Source organism: Peribacillus asahii (genome assembly GCF_004006295.1).
GTDB classification, from domain to species: domain Bacteria; phylum Bacillota; class Bacilli; order Bacillales; family DSM-1321; genus Peribacillus; species Peribacillus asahii_A.
Window position 1 is genome coordinate 1336653 of record NZ_CP026095.1, and the last position, 19241, is coordinate 1355893.

Sequence of the window (19241 nt, forward strand, 5' to 3'; positions counted from 1 at the left end):
TATTCTAACAAATGAGGGAGGAAGGACGCTAATGATTGAGACTGTATTGCATGAAAATAGTGAGTATTCAATATGAATTGGTTAAAGGAAAGGGGCTATTCGCACTTATGGAATAGCCCCCTTTCTTTGACATTACCTATTTAAATTAATCCAAACGCTCTTCACTTCTGTGTAGTTGTTTAGAGCATAGGAGCCCATTTCACGGCCGATACCGGATTGTTTGTATCCGCCAAATGGAGAAGCGGCATCAAATGCATTGTAGCAGTTGACCCAAACCGTACCAGCACGCAGCTTGTTAGCAATATAATGAGCATTGGCAATGTCGCTTGTCCAAACACCAGCAGCAAGGCCATATTCACTTGCATTTGCTCGTTTGATGACATCATCTAAGTCCTCATATGGTAAAGCTGAAATAACAGGACCGAAGATTTCCTCTTTCGCAATCGTCATGTTATCTTCGACGTTAGCAAAAATAGTAGGTGCAACAAAGTAACCTTCTTCGCTAGGAGGAGCTCCGCCAGCTAGCACTTCCGCACCTTCTGTAATCCCTTTAGCAATATAACCAAGTACGCGCTTTTGTTGTTCTTCGGAAACAAGCGGTCCAATTTGAGTATTTGGGTCAAGGCCTGCTCCTTGCTTAATGGATTTAGCATGACTTGCCATGTCAGCTACAACGTTATCGTAATGCTTCTTTTGAATAAAGACCCGAGAGCCGGCGCAACAAACTTGTCCTTGGTTAAACATAACACCGTTTAACGCGCCAGGAATCGCTTTAGAGAAATCAGCATCAGGCAGGATGATGTTTGGTGATTTTCCACCAAGTTCAAGCGTCACACGTTTTAGTGAATAGGAAGCAGAACGCATGATGCGTTTGCCGACTTCTGTTGAGCCAGTGAAGGCAATTTTATCTACTTCAGGGTGATCGACTAAAGATTGGCCTGCTGTTTCTCCAAAGCCAGGAATGATGTTGATAACCCCGTCTGGGAATCCTGCTTCAGAAATTAATTCAGCAAGGTAGAGAGCAGACAGAGGCGTTTGCTCTGCTGGTTTTAGAACAATTGTACAGCCGGTGGCAAGGGCGGCCCCAAGCTTCCACATGGCCATTAAGAGCGGGAAGTTCCATGGGATGATTTGCCCGACAACGCCAACGGCTTCATGTCTTGTATAGTTAAAATAGTTGCCGCTTACAGGGATAGTTTGTCCAACGATTTTCGTTGACCAGCCTGCATAATATCGAATATGTTCAATCGCTAATGGAATATCTGCATTAGTTGTTTCTCTAATTGGTTTACCGTTATCTAATGTTTCAAGTTGAGCAAGCTCTGTTTTGTTTTCTTCCATTAAGTCAGCGAGCTTGTACATTAAACGACTGCGCTCTGCTGCACTTAATCTTGACCATGGGCCTTCATCAAATGCTTTACGAGCTGCCTTGACGGCTAAATTGATATCCTCTTTATCACCTTCATATACTTCAACAAGTTTTTTACCTGTTGCTGGATTTGGAGTGGAAAATGTTTTCTTAGAGACACTTTCAACGAATTGTCCATTAATATACAGCTTTTTTGGTCCTTGTAAAAACTTTTGAAGCTTTTCACTAACTTGCAAAGTAAGATTTGACATAAATACCTCCTAAAATATACATAAAATGGTATTGTGCAAATCATGGTGAGGGATAAATAGGTGAGAGCATTTACGATACTCACTAATACATCTTAACAAATGTAATGATTATACTCAAATGTTAAATAGTGTTAATTTTAATATTTTTTTATAGGTGGAAATTTCTCTTTGAAAGGTGTGCCAAACTGCAGTTTGGCGCGAAAAAAGTCAAAAATCATCAGCATTCTAGGATAGATTTTAAAAAATGTCTATATTTTTGTCATGACAGTTGTATTTACTATAGTCGTGAACAAAAATAATAGATAAAATAGAAATGGGATAAAAATATATATAGTAGGAATTTTTTAAGTGTTACGGAAGTTCATCAGGAGGAATTATCATGGATAAAAAAACAAAACGGATAGCAGATCGCAAGCTGTTAGGGATTGCTGGGGCAGCCTGGATGTTTGATGCTCTCGATGTGGGGATGCTCTCCTTTATTATTGCGGCTTTGAAAATGGAAGAAGGATGGAACCTGACTGATGTGCAAGCTGGATGGATTGGAAGTACGCAATCGATTGGGATGGCTGTTGGGGCTTTACTGTTTGGAGCAATGGCGGATAAAGTAGGCCGTAAAAATATTTTAATTATTACGCTTTTACTTTTTTCTATCGGAAGCGGGTTATCAGCATTAGTAGGGACGATTAGTTTATTTTTAATTTTACGCTTTTTCATCGGCATGGGGCTGGGAGGAGAGCTTCCTGTCGCATCTACACTTGTAAGTGAAAGTGTAGCACCGAGCAAACGTGGACGAGTCGTTGTCTTATTAGAAAGTTTTTGGGCGTTAGGTTGGATTTTATCGGCTCTTATTTCTTATTTTATCATTCCGACATACGGCTGGAGAATTGCTTTAATCTTAAGTGCGTTACCAGCTTTTTATGCGGTATACCTACGTTTTAGTTTACCAGACTCACCGAAGTATGAAGAGTTGAAGCCGAAGGAAAAACAATCGATGCTTCAAAATATGAAAAAAGTGTGGGCGAAAGAGTATTCCAAACAAACTCTTATTTTATGGGTGCTTTGGTTCTGTGTTGTATTCTCTTACTACGGCATGTTTCTATGGTTACCAAGTGTGATGCTGATGAAAGGGTTCAGCTTAATTAAAAGCTTTGAATATGTGTTAATTATGACGCTTGCACAGCTTCCAGGTTATTTTACAGCTGCTTGGTTTATTGAAAAAATGGGTCGTAAATTTGTGTTAATTACTTATTTAATTGGTACAGCAGTGAGCGCTTATTTCTTTGGAACAGCTGAAGAGCTGCCGTTGTTAATTACATCAGGAATTCTTCTTTCTTTCTTTAACTTAGGTGCATGGGGGGCTTTATACGCTTATACTCCAGAGCAATACCCAACAGTGATTCGGGGAACAGGAGCAGGGATGGCAGCGGCTATTGGACGTATCGGAGGAATTTTAGGGCCGTTATTAGTCGGGTACTTAGTAGCTGCCAATACATCGATTAGCGCAATTTTTACGATTTTTACCGTTGCCATACTAATCGGTGCCATCGCGGTGGCTTTTGGTAAAGAAACAAAAAATACAGTATTAGAATAGAAATTTGAGAAAGGGGTGCACTTGCACTCTTTTTTCATTTAGGTTATGCTAGCATAGTTGAGCAAACGATTTCCTATGTTGATATTGACATTTATTTACTAATCATATAGTATTTATATACTTTCATATTACTTTTTAATTCTTATCCAGAGAGGTGGAGGGATTTGGCCCTTTGAAGCCTCGGCAACAGACCTGTTATAGGAACTGTGCCACATCCAACAAGCAGATGCTTGGAAGATAAGAAGAGTCGAATGAATACAGTAGCCTCTTCTTGGATAAGAAGAGGCTTTTTAAATATGCGCTGAATGTAGCTGGAATATGGAATGATATAAGAGGTTCAGGTATCACATAAACAGAATAGAAAGGGGTTATACATATGGAATTATTTAAAAAGATTGAAGAGAGAAAAGCGCTGTTAATTGATAAATTATTAGCAAAAGGTGTATACAAAACAAAAGACGAGCGGCATTTATATGATGTTCCATTAAAAGTATTAGAAGATGAATATAAGCTTGTTGTTAATAAACCCGATCAACACTCCTCTTCCTCATGGATGACATAGTGAAGATTGATTTGTTTACATAAACATGAAAATTGGAAGTTATGTTCGGATTGTCACAAAATATTCAAGAAATGTATTCATATTTGAGGATGTTTACAAATTTATCACAATTAGAAGGGATAAATTAGATTGATTTGGGACTAATTATCTATTATGATATTTTTGTAAATATATTGAAAAGTGGGAAATGGACGATGAAGAAACTATATGCTGAACTAATTAATGAAAAAATTGAGGAAAAAAGACAAGAAATGATTAGATTAGCTATAGATTTTGGTTTTACAAGTCAGCTGGCGGTTCAAGCAAGTCAAGAGCTCGATTCTCTTTTAAATGCGGCTGCAACTAGAGACAAATAGTTACACACTTCCTTTTCAAACAGATATTTGAAAAAATTCAAGAAAGCTATTGCTAAAAAATGAGCAATAGCTTTCTTTTATGTTGGCTATAATAAGCTTGTGAATCTAAAGCGATATTTAAGAAAGCCTTTAGGAGATGACTGCCGTTCATTCACAATTAGAATCCCTTAAGGGGGGGAGATTGAGTGATACTACAGGTCGACAAAAAGGGGTGTGTCATCATGGAAAAAACAAAAAAATGCCGGGACTCTCTAGTTGTTAAAACAAGTATCGTTCTTCCTCCAGACACGAATAATATTGGTACGATGTTTGGAGGGAAATTAATGGCGCAAATTGATGACATAGCAGCTATTTCAGCAATGCGCCATGCTCGGTCGCATGTTGTAACGGCTTCAACGGATTCGGTGGATTTTCTGCATCCAATTTCTGAAGGCAATGCGGTTTGTTTAGAAAGCTTTGTTACTTATACGGGCCGCACCTCCATGGAAGTGGTGGTAAAAGTAGTAGCTGAAGATTTGCAAAGCGGTGTTCAAAATTTATGCGCTCTTTCTTTTTTAACTTTTGTAGCGATTGATGAAAAGGGAAAACCTATTTCTGTTCCTCGTTTAATTTCAGAAACAGAAACGGAGAAAGCGCTATATGAATCAGCGAAAGAACGAGCACAAGCGAGAAAGAAGCGGAGAACAGATACACAATATATTGCCGATACTATTGGAAACGACCTTGTTTGGTCTTTATGAAAAATCGAGTAAATACTCGATTTTTTTGTTGTTCAAAAGGTATAAAAAAATAAAAATGATTAAAAATAACAGTAATTATTTGAGAAAATAACCAAAAAGTGTTAAAAGTTGAGTAATGTTATAAAAACGGTTAGGGGGATAGGCATGGAAAAGGAACTCCTGCGAGTAGAAAACCTAACAACCTCATTTTGTATTGATGATCAATATTATGCAGCTGTTGACGATTTATCTTTTACCGTTCATGAAAATGAAATTGTTGCCATTGTAGGAGAGTCCGGCTGCGGTAAGAGTGCACTTGCTTTGTCTATTATGCAATTGCACGATAAAAAGCGAACAAAATCAGAAGGTTCTATTATATATAAAGGGACAAACTTATTGAATGCAGCAGAATCGAAGTTAAATAAAGTTCGCGGTCGACATATTAGCATGATTTTTCAAGAGCCGTTAACGGCATTAAATCCCCTTATGACAGTTGGTAAACAAATAGAAGAAAGTCTTCATTATCATACAGATTTATCAAAGAAACAGCAAAAAGCTAAAACGTTTACTCTGCTTGAACAAGTCGGGATTCCGTATCCAAAACGCACCTATAAGCAATATCCTCATGAATTGTCAGGAGGAATGCGACAAAGAGTGATGATTGCAATTGCCGTAGCTTGTTCTCCTTCCCTTGTTATTGCCGATGAACCAACCACTGCACTAGATGTAACCATCCAAGCACAAATTCTAGATTTATTAAAAGACATTCAACAAAAAACAAAGATGGGTATTATTTTTATTACCCATGATTTAGGCGTTGTCGCAGAGATTGCCGATCAAGTGATTGTTATGTATGCGGGACAAATTGTTGAAAAAGGAAGTGTAAAAACAATATTGGAGAGGCCGCTTCATCCCTATACGAAGTCTTTGCTTTACTCTATCCCTACTGTGACGAAAGAAAAGAGTCGATTGCATGTCATTCAAGGGATGGTGCCGCCTATTGCGAAAATTAACAGAAGCGGCTGTCGGTTTAAAGAGAGGATTCCATGGATTTCTGTGCAATCGCATGCGCAATTTCCGAGGCTGCATGAAGTGGAACCAGGTCATTTTGTTCGCTGCACTTGTTATAAACAGTTTCACTTTCCGGAAGAAGGAGGTACAGCGATTCGATGACGTTGCTAAAAGTAGAAGATATCAAAGTTTATTTTCCAATTCGAGGCGGTTTATTTCATACAGTAGTAGACCATGTTCGGGCGGTGGATGGTGTTTCTTTTGAATTACAGCAAGGAGAAACGTACGGACTTGTTGGCGAGTCGGGAAGCGGCAAATCTACAACAGGAAAGGCTATTGTAAAGCTGCATCAGGTGACTGCTGGAACCATTACGTTTCAAGGCAAAGATCTTACGTATTTGAGCAGAGGAGAAATGAAGCCTTTTCGTAAAGATATTCAAATGATATTTCAAGATCCATATTCCTCTTTAAATCCGAAAAAGCGCGTGCTGGATATCATTGCGGAGCCGATTCGAAATTTTGAACGTGTATCGGCAACGGAAGAGAGAAAAATCGTGCAACAGTATTTAGAAAGAGTGGGGCTAAATCCAGATTCTATTTATAAATATCCACATGAATTTTCGGGTGGACAGCGTCAGCGGATTGGTATCGCTCGTTCTTTAACGTTGAAACCTAAATTGATTATTGCGGATGAACCTGTGTCAGCCTTGGATGTATCCGTCCAAGCACAAGTATTGAACTTTCTTCAAGATTTGCAAAAAGAATTTCAGTTAACTTATTTATTTGTAGGGCATGATCTTGGTGTCATTCGGCATATGTGTGACCGCATTGGTGTGATGTATCGCGGGCGGTTAGTGGAGGAAGGAACGAGTCAAGATATTTACAAAAATCCACAGCATATTTATACGAAACGGTTAATGGCCGCGATTCCCGATTTATCACCTGATGCTCGCGGGCAAAAAATAAGGCTTCGAAAACAGGTAGCTGAAGAATACAAGCAATTGTATTCTACCTTCTTCGATGAAAATGGACGAGCGTATGATTTAAAGCCGATTAGTGCCACACATAAAGTAGCATTGCCATAGGAGGTGAGAGGAAACCTATGTGGAAATTTATTGTACGCCGGTTATTGATGATGATTCCGCAGTTATTTATTTTAAGTGTTCTTGTATTTATGATGGCTAAAGCAATGCCGGGTGATGCTTTAGGAGGAAGAGAAATTGATCCGCGAGCTAATCCAGATGTGATTGAAGCACAGCGAGAAAAGATGGGATTAAATGATCCTTGGTATGAACAATATATTCGATGGGTGAGCAATGTTTCAAAGGGAGATTGGGGAGTATCGTACACACATAAAGTACAAGTAACGGATGTGATTGAAGACCGAATCTGGAATACAGTGAATTTGGCTCTCTTGACTTTAATTTTTACGTATTTAATCGCTATACCACTTGGGTTAATAAGTGGACGGTACAGCGATTCATGGATTGATAAAGTGATTACAGGTTATACGTATATAGGCTTTGCGACTCCTATGTTTATCTTTGCGATTATTATGCTCTTTGTATTCGGTTTTTCCCTTGATTTATTTCCGACGGGGGGAAGCGTTAATCCTACAGTGGAAGAAGGGACGTTTGCCTATGTACTAAGTAAAATTAATCATATGATTTTACCAGCGTTTAGTACGGCAATTGTTTCTACAACGGTTATCATTCAATATTTGAGGAATGAAGTCATTGATAATAAAATGAAGGATTTTGTTCGAACAGCAAAAGCGAAAGGCGTACCAGAAACAAATATTTATACTCATCATGTATTACGAAACTCTTTTTTACCGATTGCGGCTTTTTTAGGCTATGAAATTACGGGCTTAGTGGGTGGAGCGGTAATTATTGAGACGATTTTTAATTATCCAGGCATCGGTCAATTATTTCTGAGCTCTGTTCATGCCCGTGATTTTAGTGTTGTTACCGCAGTTGTCATGATGACTGGCTTTGCTACCCTATTGGGGACTCTTCTGTCCGATATTATTCTAAGTATAGTCGATCCGCGTATACGGATTGACTAAGGAGAGGTGAAGCGAGTAATGGAATTGAACGTAAATACAGAAAAACATGGACAATCTATACAAATAACTCCTTCTGGAAGACAGCTAATTTGGCAGCAAATGAAAAAAGACCGTCTAGCGATGGGTTCGTTCATTTTCTTAGTTTCCATCCTGCTCTTTGTGTACAGCGCAGCTTTTGTTATGGATGCAGAAGAAATTGCCCGAATTAACTTACGAGCTCTTCATCAACCTCCTTCTCTGGAGCATTGGTTAGGGACGGATTATGGAGGACGAGATGTATTTGGTCAATTAATTATTGGAACGCGTAATTCGTTTACGATTAGCTTTTGTATCACATTGTTAACCGCTTTGATTGGGTTAACAACGGGACTTGTGGCTGGTTATTTCGGCGGGGTGACTGACCATGTTGTCATGCGCATTATTGACTTTATCATCTCTTTACCGACGACGATGTTTATTATTGTGTTAGTGACGATTATTCCCGAATTTACAATATGGTCGTTTATTCTAGTGATGACTTTATTTTATTGGACAGGCAAGGCTCGATTGATTCGTTCCAAAGTGTTAGCGGAGCGAGAATTAGATTATGTTCAAGCTTCACAAACGTTAGGAACCCCGCATTGGAAGATTATGTTCTTTCAAATTTTTCCTAATGTAAGTTCGATTATCATCGTGAATTTTATTTTGAATTTAGCAGGGAATATTGGGCTTGAATCAGCTTTAACGTATTTAGGATTTGGGTTGCCAGAAAGTACACCGAGTCTTGGAACTCTCATTAGCTATGCAAGAAATCCGGATGTGTTAGAGCATAAATGGTGGGTATGGCTGCCAGCTTCCGTCATGATTCTTGTGATGATGTTAAGTATCAATTTTGTCGGTCAAGCGATTAAACGTGCGACGGACGCTAGACAAAGAAGATAACGAACAACAAGAGGAAGGTTTTTTATGAACGCTAAAGGCTATCAAGTATTATGTACATTCATAAGCTTCATATTAGTAGCAGCTTGTCAATCGGGACAAAAGATGGAGGAAGTCCATCAAGAAGTGGCAGGTGTTAGAACGAGTCAGACGTTTTTAACAAAAACAACGAACACAGCCAATGCACTTGAAGGTGGTCATTTGAATTATGGTTTAGTCGCAGACAGTCCGTTCGAAGGAATATTAAATGGAGTTTTTTTTGAAAATGCGTATGACGCGGAAATCTTGCAATTTTTTGATGAAGCGTTGCTCGCGACAGATGAGAATTCGCAATTTACTCAAGAGGGTGCCGCGACATATGAAATGTCTAAAGACTATAAAACGATGACGATTACGATTCGAGCCGGTGTTAAGTGGCATGATGGCAACCCTGTAACAGGGGAAGATTTAGAGTTTGCTTATTTAACAATTGGTCACCCTGATTATAACGGATCGCGCTATGATACAACTTTTCAAAATATTGTTGGAATGGATGACTATCACGCAGGAAAAGCAGAGCGTATCTCTGGTATTAAAGTGGCTGGAAATCGGGTTTCGTTAACCTTTAAAGAAGCCAATCCATCGATTTTAACAGGGGTGTGGACGTATCCGCTTCATAAAAAGTATCTAGGGGATATTCCAGTCGCACAAATGTCCGCTTCTGCGAAAATCCGTCAACATCCAATCGGTTTTGGACCATTTAAAGTAAAGAAAATTGTTCAGGGGGAAGCGATTGAGTTTGAAGCTTTTGATGATTATTGGAAAGGAAAGCCGAAGCTTGATCGTATTTCTCTATCTGTTGTGAACTCAACCACAGCCGTTAAAGCGTTGCAGGCTGGAAAAATTGATGTTGCTAAGATTTCGGCTGACTTGTATGAGGGAGCAAAGAAGTTAACGAATGTCAATCTTCTTGGACAAATGGAATCAACCTATACGTATATCGGTTTTAAGCTAGGTCATTATGATTTAGATAAGAAAGAAAATGTAATGGGCGGAACGAAGTTGTCAGATAAACGTGTTCGCCAGGCAATCGGTTATGCGATTAATAATGATGAAGTCGGACGATTTTTATATAAAGGACTTCGTTTTCAAGCGAATACGGTGATTCCGCCTACACAGCCTAATTATTATGATACAAGTCTTGCAGGGTATACGTATAATCCTGAAAAAGCAAAGAAGTTATTAGATGAAGCAGGTTATGTGGATCGAAATGGTGACGGCTTTCGGGAGGATCCAAAAGGAAAGGAATTTGTACTTAATTTTGCCTCAATGGCTGGTGGAGACGCAGCTGAGCCATTAGCTCGGTACTATATTCAGCAATGGCGGGATATGGGTCTACATGTCCAATTGTTAGAAGGAAGGCTTCATGAGTTTAACTCTTTTTATGATCGCTTGAAAAAAGATGATCAAAAGATTGATTTATATCAAGCCGCTTTTGGTGTTGGTTCGGATCCTGATCCATCCGGCCTGTGGGCAAGAGACGCCGCTTTCAATTATACCCGGTGGGTGAATGAAAAGAATGATGAGCTTTTGCAAAAAGGAGTTTCAGTAGAGGCGTTTAATAACGAGTATCGTGCAGAGGTTTATAAAGAATGGCAAGCATTGATTAAAGAAGAAGCACCGCTTATTCCTACTTTATTTCGCTATGGATTTTTAGGAGTAAACGAACGGGTGCGAGATTTGGAGCTTGAAGCAGGCAGTGTCCATGTAGATTGGTCGAAGGTAGCAGTAACAGCTGAAAAACCAATTAAATAATCAACAAAAAGCCGGTTCGTTTGCTGAATCGGCCATTTGCTATGGAGCGCTGCTTTTTCCTCTAAGTAAAAAACGGTATACTTAGTGTACGAAGAAAGGGAGTGTTGATCTTGGTTTCCATAATTGATGAAAACGAAATTGTTTCCTACATAAAAGAATTAGTTACTATTCCAAGTCCATCGGGGTATACAGAGGAGGCAATCGCTTATGTTGCTGCGTTTATGAAAAGAAATCATGTTTCGTATCAGCTAACGAATAAAGGGGCTTTGCTGGCGACGATACAAGGGAAGGACCAGAATAGACATCGTTTGTTGACGGCCCATGTGGATACATTAGGTGCGATGGTAAAAGAAATCAAACCGAATGGCCGCTTGAAATTAGCGATGATTGGAGGATTTCGCTGGAATTCCGTTGAAGGGGAATATTGTACAATCCACACCACAGAAGGGAAGGCGTATACAGGAACGATTTTAATTCATCAGACATCTGTTCATGTGTATAAAAATGCAGGAGAGGTGAAGCGTGATGAAGAAGCCATCGAGGTACGGATTGATGAAGTCGTGAAATCCCAAGCTGAAACAGAAGCCCTCGGTATTTCTGTTGGAGATTTTGTTTCATTTGAACCGCGTGTAGAAGTAACAGAGAGCGGTTTTATTAAATCTCGTCATTTAGATGACAAAGCAAGTGTCGGCATTTTGCTTCATATCATGGAGCGCATTCAAACGGGAGCCATTTCTTTATCACATACGACGCATTTTCTCATTTCAAATAATGAAGAGATTGGGTATGGAGGAAATTCGAATATTCCAGCTGAAGTCGTTGAATACATAGCGGTTGATATGGGAGCAATTGGAGACGGGCAAGCGACGGATGAGTATAGCGTCTCCATTTGTGCCAAAGATTCATCAGGACCGTATCATTATAAGCTGCGTCAACATCTTGTATCTTTAGCGAAGGCTCATGCGATTGATTATCGAGTCGATATTTACCCGTATTATGGTTCTGATGCGTCCGCAGCGATTCGAGCCGGACATGATATTGTACATGGATTAATTGGTCCTGGAATTGATGCGTCTCATGCATTTGAGCGGACACATACTTCTTCGTTAAAGCATACAGCCCATTTACTTGCGCATTATTTACAGTCGGATTTGGTTATTTAATTCGATATCTCGATTATTTTAAAGCAAATAGTTTTTTGTAACAGAAACGATATGTAGAAGGGAGTGACAGATATGTGTTTGATAAATTTCGCTTATAAAATGGATTCACGGTATGACTTAGTTGTTGCTGCCAATCGGGATGAATTTTATGAAAGACCGACCGCACAGGCGTCTTTTTGGGAAGATGCATCGCATGTGTTGGCAGGCAGGGATTTAGAAAAAATGGGAACATGGATGGGAGTCACTAAACAAGGTCGTTTTGCGGCCCTTACCAATTATCGTGACCCAGATAATGAAAGTGGCAATATGTGTTCTCGTGGAGAATTAGTTGGTCAATTCTTAATAGGGGACAATCAGCCTCAACAGTATTTGCAAATGATTCAACAGCATCGAAATCAATATCCTGGATTTAACCTAATAGTGGGGGATGGAAGTTCCCTTTACTATTATTCGAACATAGAAAATGAAATTCGCTTGTTAAAACCTGGACTGTATGGACTGAGCAATCATTTGTTGGATACGCCGTGGCCAAAAGTACGTAAAGGAAAAGAAGGCTTGGAAAGATGTTTGAAAGGTTCAACTGAAACATTGAAAGACTGCTTATTCTCGAGCTTGCAATATGCGGACCCTGCCCCAGATGAAGAATTGCCAAATACGGGTGTTTCTTTAGAATGGGAACGAAAGCTTTCTCCGCTATTTATTCAAACTCCGGATTATGGAACAAGGTCATCTACTGTTTTGTTTATGACTGATAAGAATGTTCGATTTGTAGAACGAATGTTTAAGGAGAGAGAATATAAGGAGAGGGAATTTATGTTTGAAATTGAACGGTAATTGCAACGAAATAGTTTAGCTTGTTGATTTTTGAACTACTCACCACTTAATTTTCTAACGAAAGTTTGAAGTGGGAGTCTTCTCGCTTAAAATGATAAAGTGAGAATTAATAAGTTATATAACTTATTACAACCATTATCAGTGAAATGTAAAAAAGATGACTCCATATAGGAATCATCTTTTTTACATTATTTAGCTTTTTTCCAATGTTGTTTCAGTCGATTGGTTTGCAGGCTGTTTTTTATAGATTCGATTGAACAACATAGATTGCCCAATTAAGAAAAGTCCGCCGACTGACCAGTATAGAGGGAGAGCGGCTGGAGCAGAGAATGAAATAAATAGAATCATAATGGGAGAAAGCAGTCCCATGAATTTCATTTGTTGCTGCTGTTCTGTAGGCATTTGATGTAAAGAAAATTTGAATTGCAAGTAATAAATAACCCCCGCAATAAGGGCCATAACAATATTAGCTTGACCAAGGTTAAACCAAAGAAAGCTATGTGTCGCGATTTCGTGAGAGCTTTTAATCGCGTAATAAACGCCCATTAGAATCGGCATTTGAATAAGCATCGGCAAGCATCCCATATTTAAAGGATTTACGCCGTGTTTTTGATAGAGCTGCATCATTTCTCGTTGTAGTTCTGCTTTTTTTGTCGCATCTGTTGTTGATTTTATCTTCTCTTGAAGCGTCGTCATCTCAGGTTTTAGGGCGTCCATCTTACTTTTCATCACCTGTTGTGTTTTATACTGTTTCGCGGTAAGCGGCATAATTAAGAGACGAATGATTACCGTCATGAGCACAATGCTCCACCCGTAGTTACCATGAAATAAAGTCGCGTTAAAATCTAAAAGAGATATGATTGGATTCACCAAGAATGTATGAAACATTCCGGCATCATTGTCAGTGAGTGAGCATCCTGAAAGCAGTGATGTAAAGATTACAGCTACCATAATTTTTTTCAATTGTTTTCCTCCTCAGATTGTTTTTTTTTATTAAACAATGTCAAGGAGGTTTGCTTTATCTGAATCATCCGGTGCACTTCTTTGCCGAACTTTTGTAAAAAAGCCTTGCAACATACGGTAGTCAAAATATCTATCAAAATTAATCGGGATTCGAGCATGTTTGGCTTGAATCAAAGCTTGATGTTTATGATTTAATTTTGTGCTCTGTGTATTTAAAAAATAAACAGCAGCAAGAGGAAAGACTAATGTCATAATATAGCCGGCCCATAAAGCCTGTTGAATCGTTTGATAATCAAATCCTATTAATAATTCCAGCATAGGAATCCCTCATTTTTCGATTACATGTTATAGAGGTACTATAACGAATTGTCTGGAAGTAGTCAAATGTATATAAATATCTAACTTTTGCTGATGAATGAATGAAGGCAGGCACTATATGTAGGGAAATACATATGGATAAAAGGAAGTTGAATAATGAGGTGAAAGAAATGTATCCATATAATCCATATTATGGGCAAGAGTTTTATATGTATCCATCAACATCGTATGAGTATAATCCATATAATCAACCTATAGCAGAGGATTCATTCCGTCCGCCAAACCCACCACCACGACCACCCCAAGGAGGATATGGTCCACCACCGCCACCATCAGGCCCTCCACCATACGGAGGCGGCCAATATGGTGGTCCTGCACAAGACGGCGGACCGCCAACAGCTCCTCCGCCTGCATTTGTGCCGCAGCTTTCACAAGTGTCAACGCAGGCTATAGATGCTCCTTCTATGCGTGGTTGTTTGTACCGATATACGTATGTCTGGCTGAGGAATAGACGCTCGTTCTGGTTTTATCCAACATATGTTGGCAGAAATTCTGTTGCAGGATATCGCTGGAGAGAAAGTAGTCAACGTTGGTCGTATTTCGGTATTGATGCCGATGAAATTCGTTCTTTTCAATGTTATTAAATTTAAAAAGCGATCTCCCCTAGATAAGGGGCAGATTGCTTTTTTGATGTTTAAGGATAGTTTTTTAACAGCTGTTTCCATAAAAGGAGGTTGATTTACTGGAAAAGGCTGTTTATAATCAAGGTGTACTATGTTAAGTAGTACACTTGGTACAGTGAGGAGGGGGATGATGTTTGAGTTAGATGTTCGCAGCAGAAAGCCAATTTACGAACAGTTGATGGATAAGTTAAAAGAGCTAATCATCACAGAAGTGCTGAAGGAAAATGAACGGTTGCCTTCAGTTAGAACGTTAGCTCAACAATTAACAATCAATCCCAATACGATTCAAAAGGCATTTAGACAGTTGGAAATGGAGGGGTTCATTTATACGCTTCCAGGGAAGGGGAGCTTTGTTTCACCAGCGAATAGGGTGAGAGATACAGCAAAGGAACAGAAGCTTAAGGCAGAGCTTGCTAAGATTGTGAGTGAGGCTCTTTATTTAGGTATCGATGTCGAAGAAATTTATCAAATTATTGAACAAACACGGGCTGGAATAAGGGGGGATCATCATGATTGAATGTAAACAAGTAACGAAGTTGTATGAAAAGAAGGAAGCGGTTCATGACTTAAATATAGCGATTGCAGCAGGGTCAATTTTTGGATTGCTTGGTTCAAACGGGGCTGGAAAAACAACGCTCTTAAAAATGCTAGCGGGTATTCTGGAGCAGGATGCAGGAGATATTCAGATTGATCAGCAGCCTGTGTTTGAAAACAAACGATTAAAGAATCGATGTGTGTTTATCCCTGATACACCTTATTTTCTTTCTAATTATACGATTTTACAGATGGCTCAATTTTATAGCCGGATGTACAGTAACTGGAACGAAGAGCGTTTTACTCAATTGCAAGAAGTGTTTCAACTTCCTATACATAGTAAAACCCATCGTCTGTCAAAAGGGATGCAAAGGCAAGTCGCTTTTTGGTTAGCGTTATCAACAATGCCGGATGTGTTAATTTTAGATGAACCATTTGATGGGTTAGATCCGGTTATGCGTCAAAATGTTAGACAGCTTTTGATTCAAGATGTAGCGGAACGTGAAATGACGATTATCATCTCTTCGCATAATTTACGTGAAATTGAAGATTTAGCGGACCATGTGGCGATTTTACATCAAGGGAGAATTATTCTTGAGAAAGAATTGGATGATTTGAAAGCCGATGTACATAAAGTTCAATTTGCTTTTAAAGATAAAATTCCAACCGGGTTGTATCGCGGCTTGCACATTTTACATAAAGAAAAACGAGGCAGCGTCGTGATTTGTATTATAAAAGGAAATGGAGAAGGAATTGCGGATCATTTTCATTTGTATCAGCCGGATATTTTCGATATGCTGCCGCTGACGTTAGAAGAAATCTTTATCTATGAAATGGGGGATGTTGGGTATGCCATCCAAAACGTCCTCGATTAATCAAGAACTGTGGAAGTATATGTTTAGAAGCTCCGGCTGGATTTCCATTCTATCTATACTAGGGTTACTGTTTGCTTTGCCGCTTGAGCTTTTTATCTCAATCGTAGAAGAAAGAACGGATTATTATGGACAAGTAAAAAATTTATTTGCTATTCATAGTACGATTCAATATGCGTTAATGATCGTTACTCCTGTGTTAGTTGCTGTCTTTTTGTTTCGCTTTTTACAAGTGAAACAAATGTCCGACTTTATTCATAGCTTGCCTGTATCAAGAAAGCAAATTTATGGTCATCATCTTGCTGCTGGTCTTGTTTTTCTACTCGTCCCGATTATAGTAACTGCATTTATTTTATTTGTTTTTTATTGGGCGATAGATGTAAGCGGGCTATTTACGTTAAAGGATATCGGAGTATGGGCAGCTGTCACTTTTTCGATTGAAGTGCTCATTTTTTCAGCCGCTGTTTTTATTGGGATGATTACGGGATTATCGGCTTTGCAGGCTGTATTAACGTATATTACGTTACTTCTTCCTGTTGGCTTAGTTATTCTCTTAGGTGCTAATATTCAATTTTTATTATTTGGATTTTCGGAAAGTTATTATACGAACTCGGTTGTTCGGCGATTATCACCGCTCGTTAAAGCGGCTGATTTAAGTAGGGAGAAGTTGCATTCAATCGATATTTATATATATATCCTTGTGGCTAGTATTTTGTTTTTTGTTTCACTGCTTTTATATCAAAAAAGAAAGCTTGAGTATGTGTCACATGCTTTTGTGTTTCCGATTATGAAACCGGTGTTTAAATATGGGCTAACAACATGTGCGATGCTATTAAGCAGTTTGTACTTTCATGGTACGACGGAACGTATAGGATGGCTTTTAGGTGGTTTGATAATCGGTGCGTTGACTGGCTATGTGGTGGCAGAAATGGTACTGCAGAAAACGTGGCGAATTCAACTCGCATTTAAAGGATTCGGATACTTTGCGGTAGCAGTATGTATAGGTGTCGGCTTAATCAAGCTTGATCCGCTGGGCTTTGAAACGAATATTCCTGATTTAGCACAGGTTGAAAAAGTCTATATCCGAAAGGAACTAGGGAGTTATAGTGATGAGATGAATAGTGCATACGTCGCCTTAAAAGAAGAGCGTAGTATGAAGGTGTTACGAAATTTACATGAGCAAATTCTCGAACATGGCAAGAGCGAAATGTTAGCACCGGATCGTCATTACCAATCTATTTCTTTAAAGTACGAGTTAACGAATGGAAAAAAAGTAGTGCGTGAATATTATTTACAAAATTATAATGCTTTCTCTTCTTATTTAAAAAACATCTATGAATCTGAGGAATACAAGAAAAAAGCTTATTCCTTATTAACGACATCTCCAAAGGATGTGTATCGAATTTCTATTTCGGCTAATAGCTATTTGAATAAATCAATTGAGCTGCGTGATTCAAAGGAAATTACAGAAGCGATTCAAGCGATACAAACGGATCTTTCCTATCAGAGCTATGAAGATATGTTAAATCCAACTGGTGAGTATGCAGATATTTCGATTGTGTTGGAAAAAAATCGCTTTATTCATCTATCATGGAAAGCTTCTATGCAACATTTTACGGAATGGATGAAGAAAACAGGGAAAGACAATGACGTACGGATTCTTCCAGAGGAAATCGATTATATGCTCGTGCAGCCATATGATTCGCATGTAGATTACTATAGCGAGAGGTTTGTACCAGATAAGAATGCATTAAAAATAACAAATGGCAATCAAAAGGAAGCAGTATTAAATACGCTAGTGTCCAATATAGGTGGAAGCTATATTGTTGCCGTTTATTATAAAGAAAGCAGTGAAATAGATATTAAGGGACTATCGAATGAATACGCACCTGCTTTTATTAAAGAGCATTTTAACCAATGAGGGGGAGAGAGAATGAGCAAGGGGAAAGTATCGGAGAAATGTAGTTTTACTTCCACCTACAAAAAGTTTTATAAGCGGCTCTATTACCTTGCTTTAGCGATTATTAAATGCCCTCATTTAGCTCATGATATTACGCAGGAGACGTTTATTAAGGCTTATTATAAAAAAGATACTATTGTCGATATGGATAAGGTTGGTGCTTGGTTATCGACGGTGGCGACAAGAACAGCGATTGATTTTTGCCGGAAACAAAAGCGGATTTGTCAGGTCTTTCAACAAGAATTAATCGAGGGAATGGGCTGCCATACCATTGTTGAATGTGAAATGGAATTAAGTTGTTTAAAGGAAGATTTATGCAGGCAAGTAATGAAATTGGCCGATAAGCAACGTGAAGTATTATTATTGAAGGTGAATGGCGGGTTGAAGGAAACCGAGATAGCGAACGTTTTGCATATGAAGCCGACGACGGTAAAAGTGAACTTATATCGAGCTCGAAAGCAGTTGAGACGAGCATTAACGGCATAAAGCAAGAAGAGGGATACGGCTCATATAGAGCTGTATCCCTCTTTAAGTGTTTGTTTCATATAATGTTTAATTTAAATTATAATTTTACAACGTTTTTAGCTTGAGGTCCGCGGTTGCCTTCTTCGATTTCGAATTCAACTTCTTGGCCTTCATCTAATGTTTTGAAGCCTTCACCTTGAATAGCAGAGAAGTGTACGAATACATCGTTTTCGCCTGGCACTTCGATAAATCCAAATCCTTTTTCGCTGTTAAACCATTTTACTTTACCTGATACTGTCATACGATAAATCCTCCTAAACATTAACAAAAGATTAATGGTGACACTTTTTTTCTTAATTGTAGAAAAATAGGCATTCACACATTAGCAAAAACCTTCACTCTTCTTTCGGAAGATGTTTGATAATATGTGAATTTTTTGATTAAATGGTAAAACCTATTATATTTGATTATAAACTAAAATATTCGAAATAACAACAAATAAACGATATAATATCTAGAAAATTCCATTTATTTTCAATTTAGTGAAAAGTAAGACTTTAATATATAAGTAGAAGAAATTTTTCTTTTATTGTATACAGGATTGAAAAATATGTGCTTGTCGATATTTGAAACTCTTTTTTTGGCAAAATGCATTTTAGGTGTACATCTTTTTTTCGCTCATGTTAAAATGGAAAGGTTGAACAGGCTATTGTGCATAGTCAAGATAAAAGTCTAAAAATCAATTGTTTATCCTGTGATTTTAAGGCTTTATTAGAGATAAAATGTAACATCATACTATACATGAAATGT

General features: G+C 38.5%; 20 protein-coding genes and 1 riboswitch. Of the genes, 16 read left to right on the forward strand and 4 right to left on the reverse strand.

Translation table 11 applies throughout. From position 1 onward, the window contains the following. Nucleotides 1–132: 132 nt before the first annotated feature. A complete protein-coding gene (locus BAOM_RS06575) occupies nt 133–1620 on the reverse strand; it encodes an aldehyde dehydrogenase family protein (RefSeq protein ID WP_127759592.1) in 1488 nt (495 codons plus the stop codon). Nucleotides 1621–1999: 379 nt separating this feature from the next. Between BAOM_RS06575 and BAOM_RS06580 the strand changes: the two genes are divergently transcribed. From BAOM_RS06580 to BAOM_RS06630, 11 genes are all read left to right on the forward strand, one after another. Further along, nucleotides 2000–3211 (forward strand): MFS transporter, encoded by a 1212-nt coding sequence (locus BAOM_RS06580; RefSeq protein WP_127759593.1) that lies wholly within the window; start codon nt 2000–2002, stop codon nt 3209–3211. A 139-nt stretch (nt 3212–3350) separates the two neighbouring features. After that, nucleotides 3351–3455, forward strand: a riboswitch (SAM riboswitch). A 132-nt stretch (nt 3456–3587) separates the two neighbouring features. Beyond that, on the forward strand, nt 3588–3773 hold the full coding sequence (locus BAOM_RS06585) for a Fur-regulated basic protein FbpA (protein WP_127759594.1): 186 nt from the start codon (nt 3588–3590) through the stop codon (nt 3771–3773). Between the two features lie 134 nt (nt 3774–3907). Next, complete coding sequence (locus tag BAOM_RS24885) at nt 3908–4129, forward strand: aspartyl-phosphate phosphatase Spo0E family protein (protein WP_257467671.1); 222 nt, start codon at nt 3908–3910, stop codon at nt 4127–4129. Nucleotides 4130–4350: 221 nt separating this feature from the next. Then, nucleotides 4351–4869 carry an acyl-CoA thioesterase gene (locus tag BAOM_RS06595; RefSeq protein ID WP_127759595.1) on the forward strand — a complete coding sequence of 173 codons (519 nt, stop codon included), beginning with the start codon at nt 4351–4353 and terminating at the stop codon, nt 4867–4869. Nucleotides 4870–5013: 144 nt separating this feature from the next. Next, nucleotides 5014–6021, forward strand: a complete 1008-nt coding sequence (locus tag BAOM_RS06600; RefSeq protein WP_127759596.1) for an ABC transporter ATP-binding protein — start codon at nt 5014–5016, stop codon at nt 6019–6021. After that, nucleotides 6018–6944: an ABC transporter ATP-binding protein gene (locus tag BAOM_RS06605; protein ID WP_127759597.1), complete on the forward strand. Its 927-nt coding sequence runs from the start codon at nt 6018–6020 to the stop codon at nt 6942–6944. The genes BAOM_RS06600 and BAOM_RS06605 overlap by 4 nt, the downstream gene beginning before the upstream one ends. A gap of 17 nt (nt 6945–6961) precedes the next feature. After that, entirely contained in the window at nt 6962–7927 is a 966-nt protein-coding gene (opp4B, locus tag BAOM_RS06610; protein WP_127759598.1) for an oligopeptide ABC transporter permease, read from the forward strand. Between the two features lie 24 nt (nt 7928–7951). Next, nucleotides 7952–8848: an ABC transporter permease gene (locus tag BAOM_RS06615; protein ID WP_373995337.1), complete on the forward strand. Its 897-nt coding sequence runs from the start codon at nt 7952–7954 to the stop codon at nt 8846–8848. Nucleotides 8849–8872: 24 nt separating this feature from the next. Then, entirely contained in the window at nt 8873–10639 is a 1767-nt protein-coding gene (gene opp4A, locus BAOM_RS06620; RefSeq protein WP_127759600.1) for an oligopeptide ABC transporter substrate-binding protein, read from the forward strand. 119 nt (nt 10640–10758) lie between these two features. Beyond that, the gene (locus BAOM_RS06625) at nt 10759–11802 is read left to right on the forward strand and encodes a M42 family metallopeptidase (RefSeq protein WP_252283485.1); all 1044 of its coding nucleotides are present in this window, start codon (nt 10759–10761) and stop codon (nt 11800–11802) included. A gap of 72 nt (nt 11803–11874) precedes the next feature. Beyond that, a complete protein-coding gene (locus BAOM_RS06630) occupies nt 11875–12636 on the forward strand; it encodes an NRDE family protein (protein ID WP_127759601.1) in 762 nt (253 codons plus the stop codon). A 192-nt stretch (nt 12637–12828) separates the two neighbouring features. On the opposite strand, the gene yidC is transcribed toward BAOM_RS06630, so the two are convergent. Together yidC and BAOM_RS06640 are read right to left on the reverse strand one after the other, a co-directional pair. Next, nucleotides 12829–13587 (reverse strand): membrane protein insertase YidC, encoded by a 759-nt coding sequence (gene yidC, locus BAOM_RS06635; protein WP_164853329.1) that lies wholly within the window; start codon nt 13585–13587, stop codon nt 12829–12831. 42 nt (nt 13588–13629) lie between these two features. Further along, nucleotides 13630–13917: a hypothetical protein gene (locus BAOM_RS06640; RefSeq protein ID WP_127759602.1), complete on the reverse strand. Its 288-nt coding sequence runs from the start codon at nt 13915–13917 to the stop codon at nt 13630–13632. A 134-nt stretch (nt 13918–14051) separates the two neighbouring features. On the opposite strand from BAOM_RS06640, the gene BAOM_RS06645 reads away from it, so the two are divergent. The 5 genes from BAOM_RS06645 to BAOM_RS06665 all read left to right on the forward strand — a co-directional run bounded on the left by BAOM_RS06645 (nt 14052) and on the right by BAOM_RS06665 (nt 18452). Next, entirely contained in the window at nt 14052–14561 is a 510-nt protein-coding gene (locus tag BAOM_RS06645; RefSeq protein WP_127759603.1) for a hypothetical protein, read from the forward strand. Nucleotides 14562–14730: 169 nt separating this feature from the next. Further along, on the forward strand, nt 14731–15117 hold the full coding sequence (locus BAOM_RS06650; RefSeq protein ID WP_127762473.1) for a GntR family transcriptional regulator: 387 nt from the start codon (nt 14731–14733) through the stop codon (nt 15115–15117). Next, nucleotides 15110–16009, forward strand: coding sequence for an ABC transporter ATP-binding protein (locus BAOM_RS06655; protein WP_127759604.1), 900 nt, complete (start codon nt 15110–15112; stop codon nt 16007–16009). Before BAOM_RS06650 ends, BAOM_RS06655 begins: the two co-directional genes overlap by 8 nt. Continuing rightward, the gene (locus tag BAOM_RS06660) at nt 15984–17927 is read left to right on the forward strand and encodes a DUF6449 domain-containing protein (protein WP_127759605.1); all 1944 of its coding nucleotides are present in this window, start codon (nt 15984–15986) and stop codon (nt 17925–17927) included. Before BAOM_RS06655 ends, BAOM_RS06660 begins: the two co-directional genes overlap by 26 nt. A gap of 12 nt (nt 17928–17939) precedes the next feature. Next, a complete protein-coding gene (locus tag BAOM_RS06665; RefSeq protein ID WP_127759606.1) occupies nt 17940–18452 on the forward strand; it encodes an RNA polymerase sigma factor in 513 nt (170 codons plus the stop codon). 76 nt (nt 18453–18528) lie between these two features. Here BAOM_RS06665 and BAOM_RS06670 read toward each other — a convergent pair whose 3' ends face one another. Beyond that, nucleotides 18529–18732 (reverse strand): cold-shock protein, encoded by a 204-nt coding sequence (locus tag BAOM_RS06670; protein ID WP_119116098.1) that lies wholly within the window; start codon nt 18730–18732, stop codon nt 18529–18531. Nucleotides 18733–19241: the final 509 nt, after the last annotated feature.

What these genes read in the sequence shown, in the direction of transcription:
- BAOM_RS06575 (WP_127759592.1), bottom strand. Translation starts at nt 1,620, where the DNA reads ATGTCAAATCTTACTTTGCAAGTTAGTGAAAAGCTTCAAAAGTTTTTA.
- BAOM_RS06580 (WP_127759593.1), top strand. Translation starts at nt 2,000, where the DNA reads ATGGATAAAAAAACAAAACGGATAGCAGATCGCAAGCTGTTAGGGATT.
- BAOM_RS06585 (WP_127759594.1), top strand. Translation starts at nt 3,588, where the DNA reads ATGGAATTATTTAAAAAGATTGAAGAGAGAAAAGCGCTGTTAATTGAT.
- BAOM_RS06595 (WP_127759595.1), top strand. Translation starts at nt 4,351, where the DNA reads ATGGAAAAAACAAAAAAATGCCGGGACTCTCTAGTTGTTAAAACAAGT.
- BAOM_RS06600 (WP_127759596.1), top strand. Translation starts at nt 5,014, where the DNA reads ATGGAAAAGGAACTCCTGCGAGTAGAAAACCTAACAACCTCATTTTGT.
- BAOM_RS06605 (WP_127759597.1), top strand. Translation starts at nt 6,018, where the DNA reads ATGACGTTGCTAAAAGTAGAAGATATCAAAGTTTATTTTCCAATTCGA.
- opp4B (WP_127759598.1), top strand. Translation starts at nt 6,962, where the DNA reads ATGTGGAAATTTATTGTACGCCGGTTATTGATGATGATTCCGCAGTTA.
- opp4A (WP_127759600.1), top strand. Translation starts at nt 8,873, where the DNA reads ATGAACGCTAAAGGCTATCAAGTATTATGTACATTCATAAGCTTCATA.
- BAOM_RS06630 (WP_127759601.1), top strand. Translation starts at nt 11,875, where the DNA reads ATGTGTTTGATAAATTTCGCTTATAAAATGGATTCACGGTATGACTTA.
- yidC (WP_164853329.1), bottom strand. Translation starts at nt 13,587, where the DNA reads ATGGTAGCTGTAATCTTTACATCACTGCTTTCAGGATGCTCACTCACT.
- BAOM_RS06640 (WP_127759602.1), bottom strand. Translation starts at nt 13,917, where the DNA reads ATGCTGGAATTATTAATAGGATTTGATTATCAAACGATTCAACAGGCT.
- BAOM_RS06645 (WP_127759603.1), top strand. Translation starts at nt 14,052, where the DNA reads ATGGATAAAAGGAAGTTGAATAATGAGGTGAAAGAAATGTATCCATAT.
- BAOM_RS06650 (WP_127762473.1), top strand. Translation starts at nt 14,731, where the DNA reads ATGTTTGAGTTAGATGTTCGCAGCAGAAAGCCAATTTACGAACAGTTG.
- BAOM_RS06655 (WP_127759604.1), top strand. Translation starts at nt 15,110, where the DNA reads ATGATTGAATGTAAACAAGTAACGAAGTTGTATGAAAAGAAGGAAGCG.
- BAOM_RS06660 (WP_127759605.1), top strand. Translation starts at nt 15,984, where the DNA reads ATGCCATCCAAAACGTCCTCGATTAATCAAGAACTGTGGAAGTATATG.
- BAOM_RS06665 (WP_127759606.1), top strand. Translation starts at nt 17,940, where the DNA reads ATGAGCAAGGGGAAAGTATCGGAGAAATGTAGTTTTACTTCCACCTAC.
- BAOM_RS06670 (WP_119116098.1), bottom strand. Translation starts at nt 18,732, where the DNA reads ATGACAGTATCAGGTAAAGTAAAATGGTTTAACAGCGAAAAAGGATTT.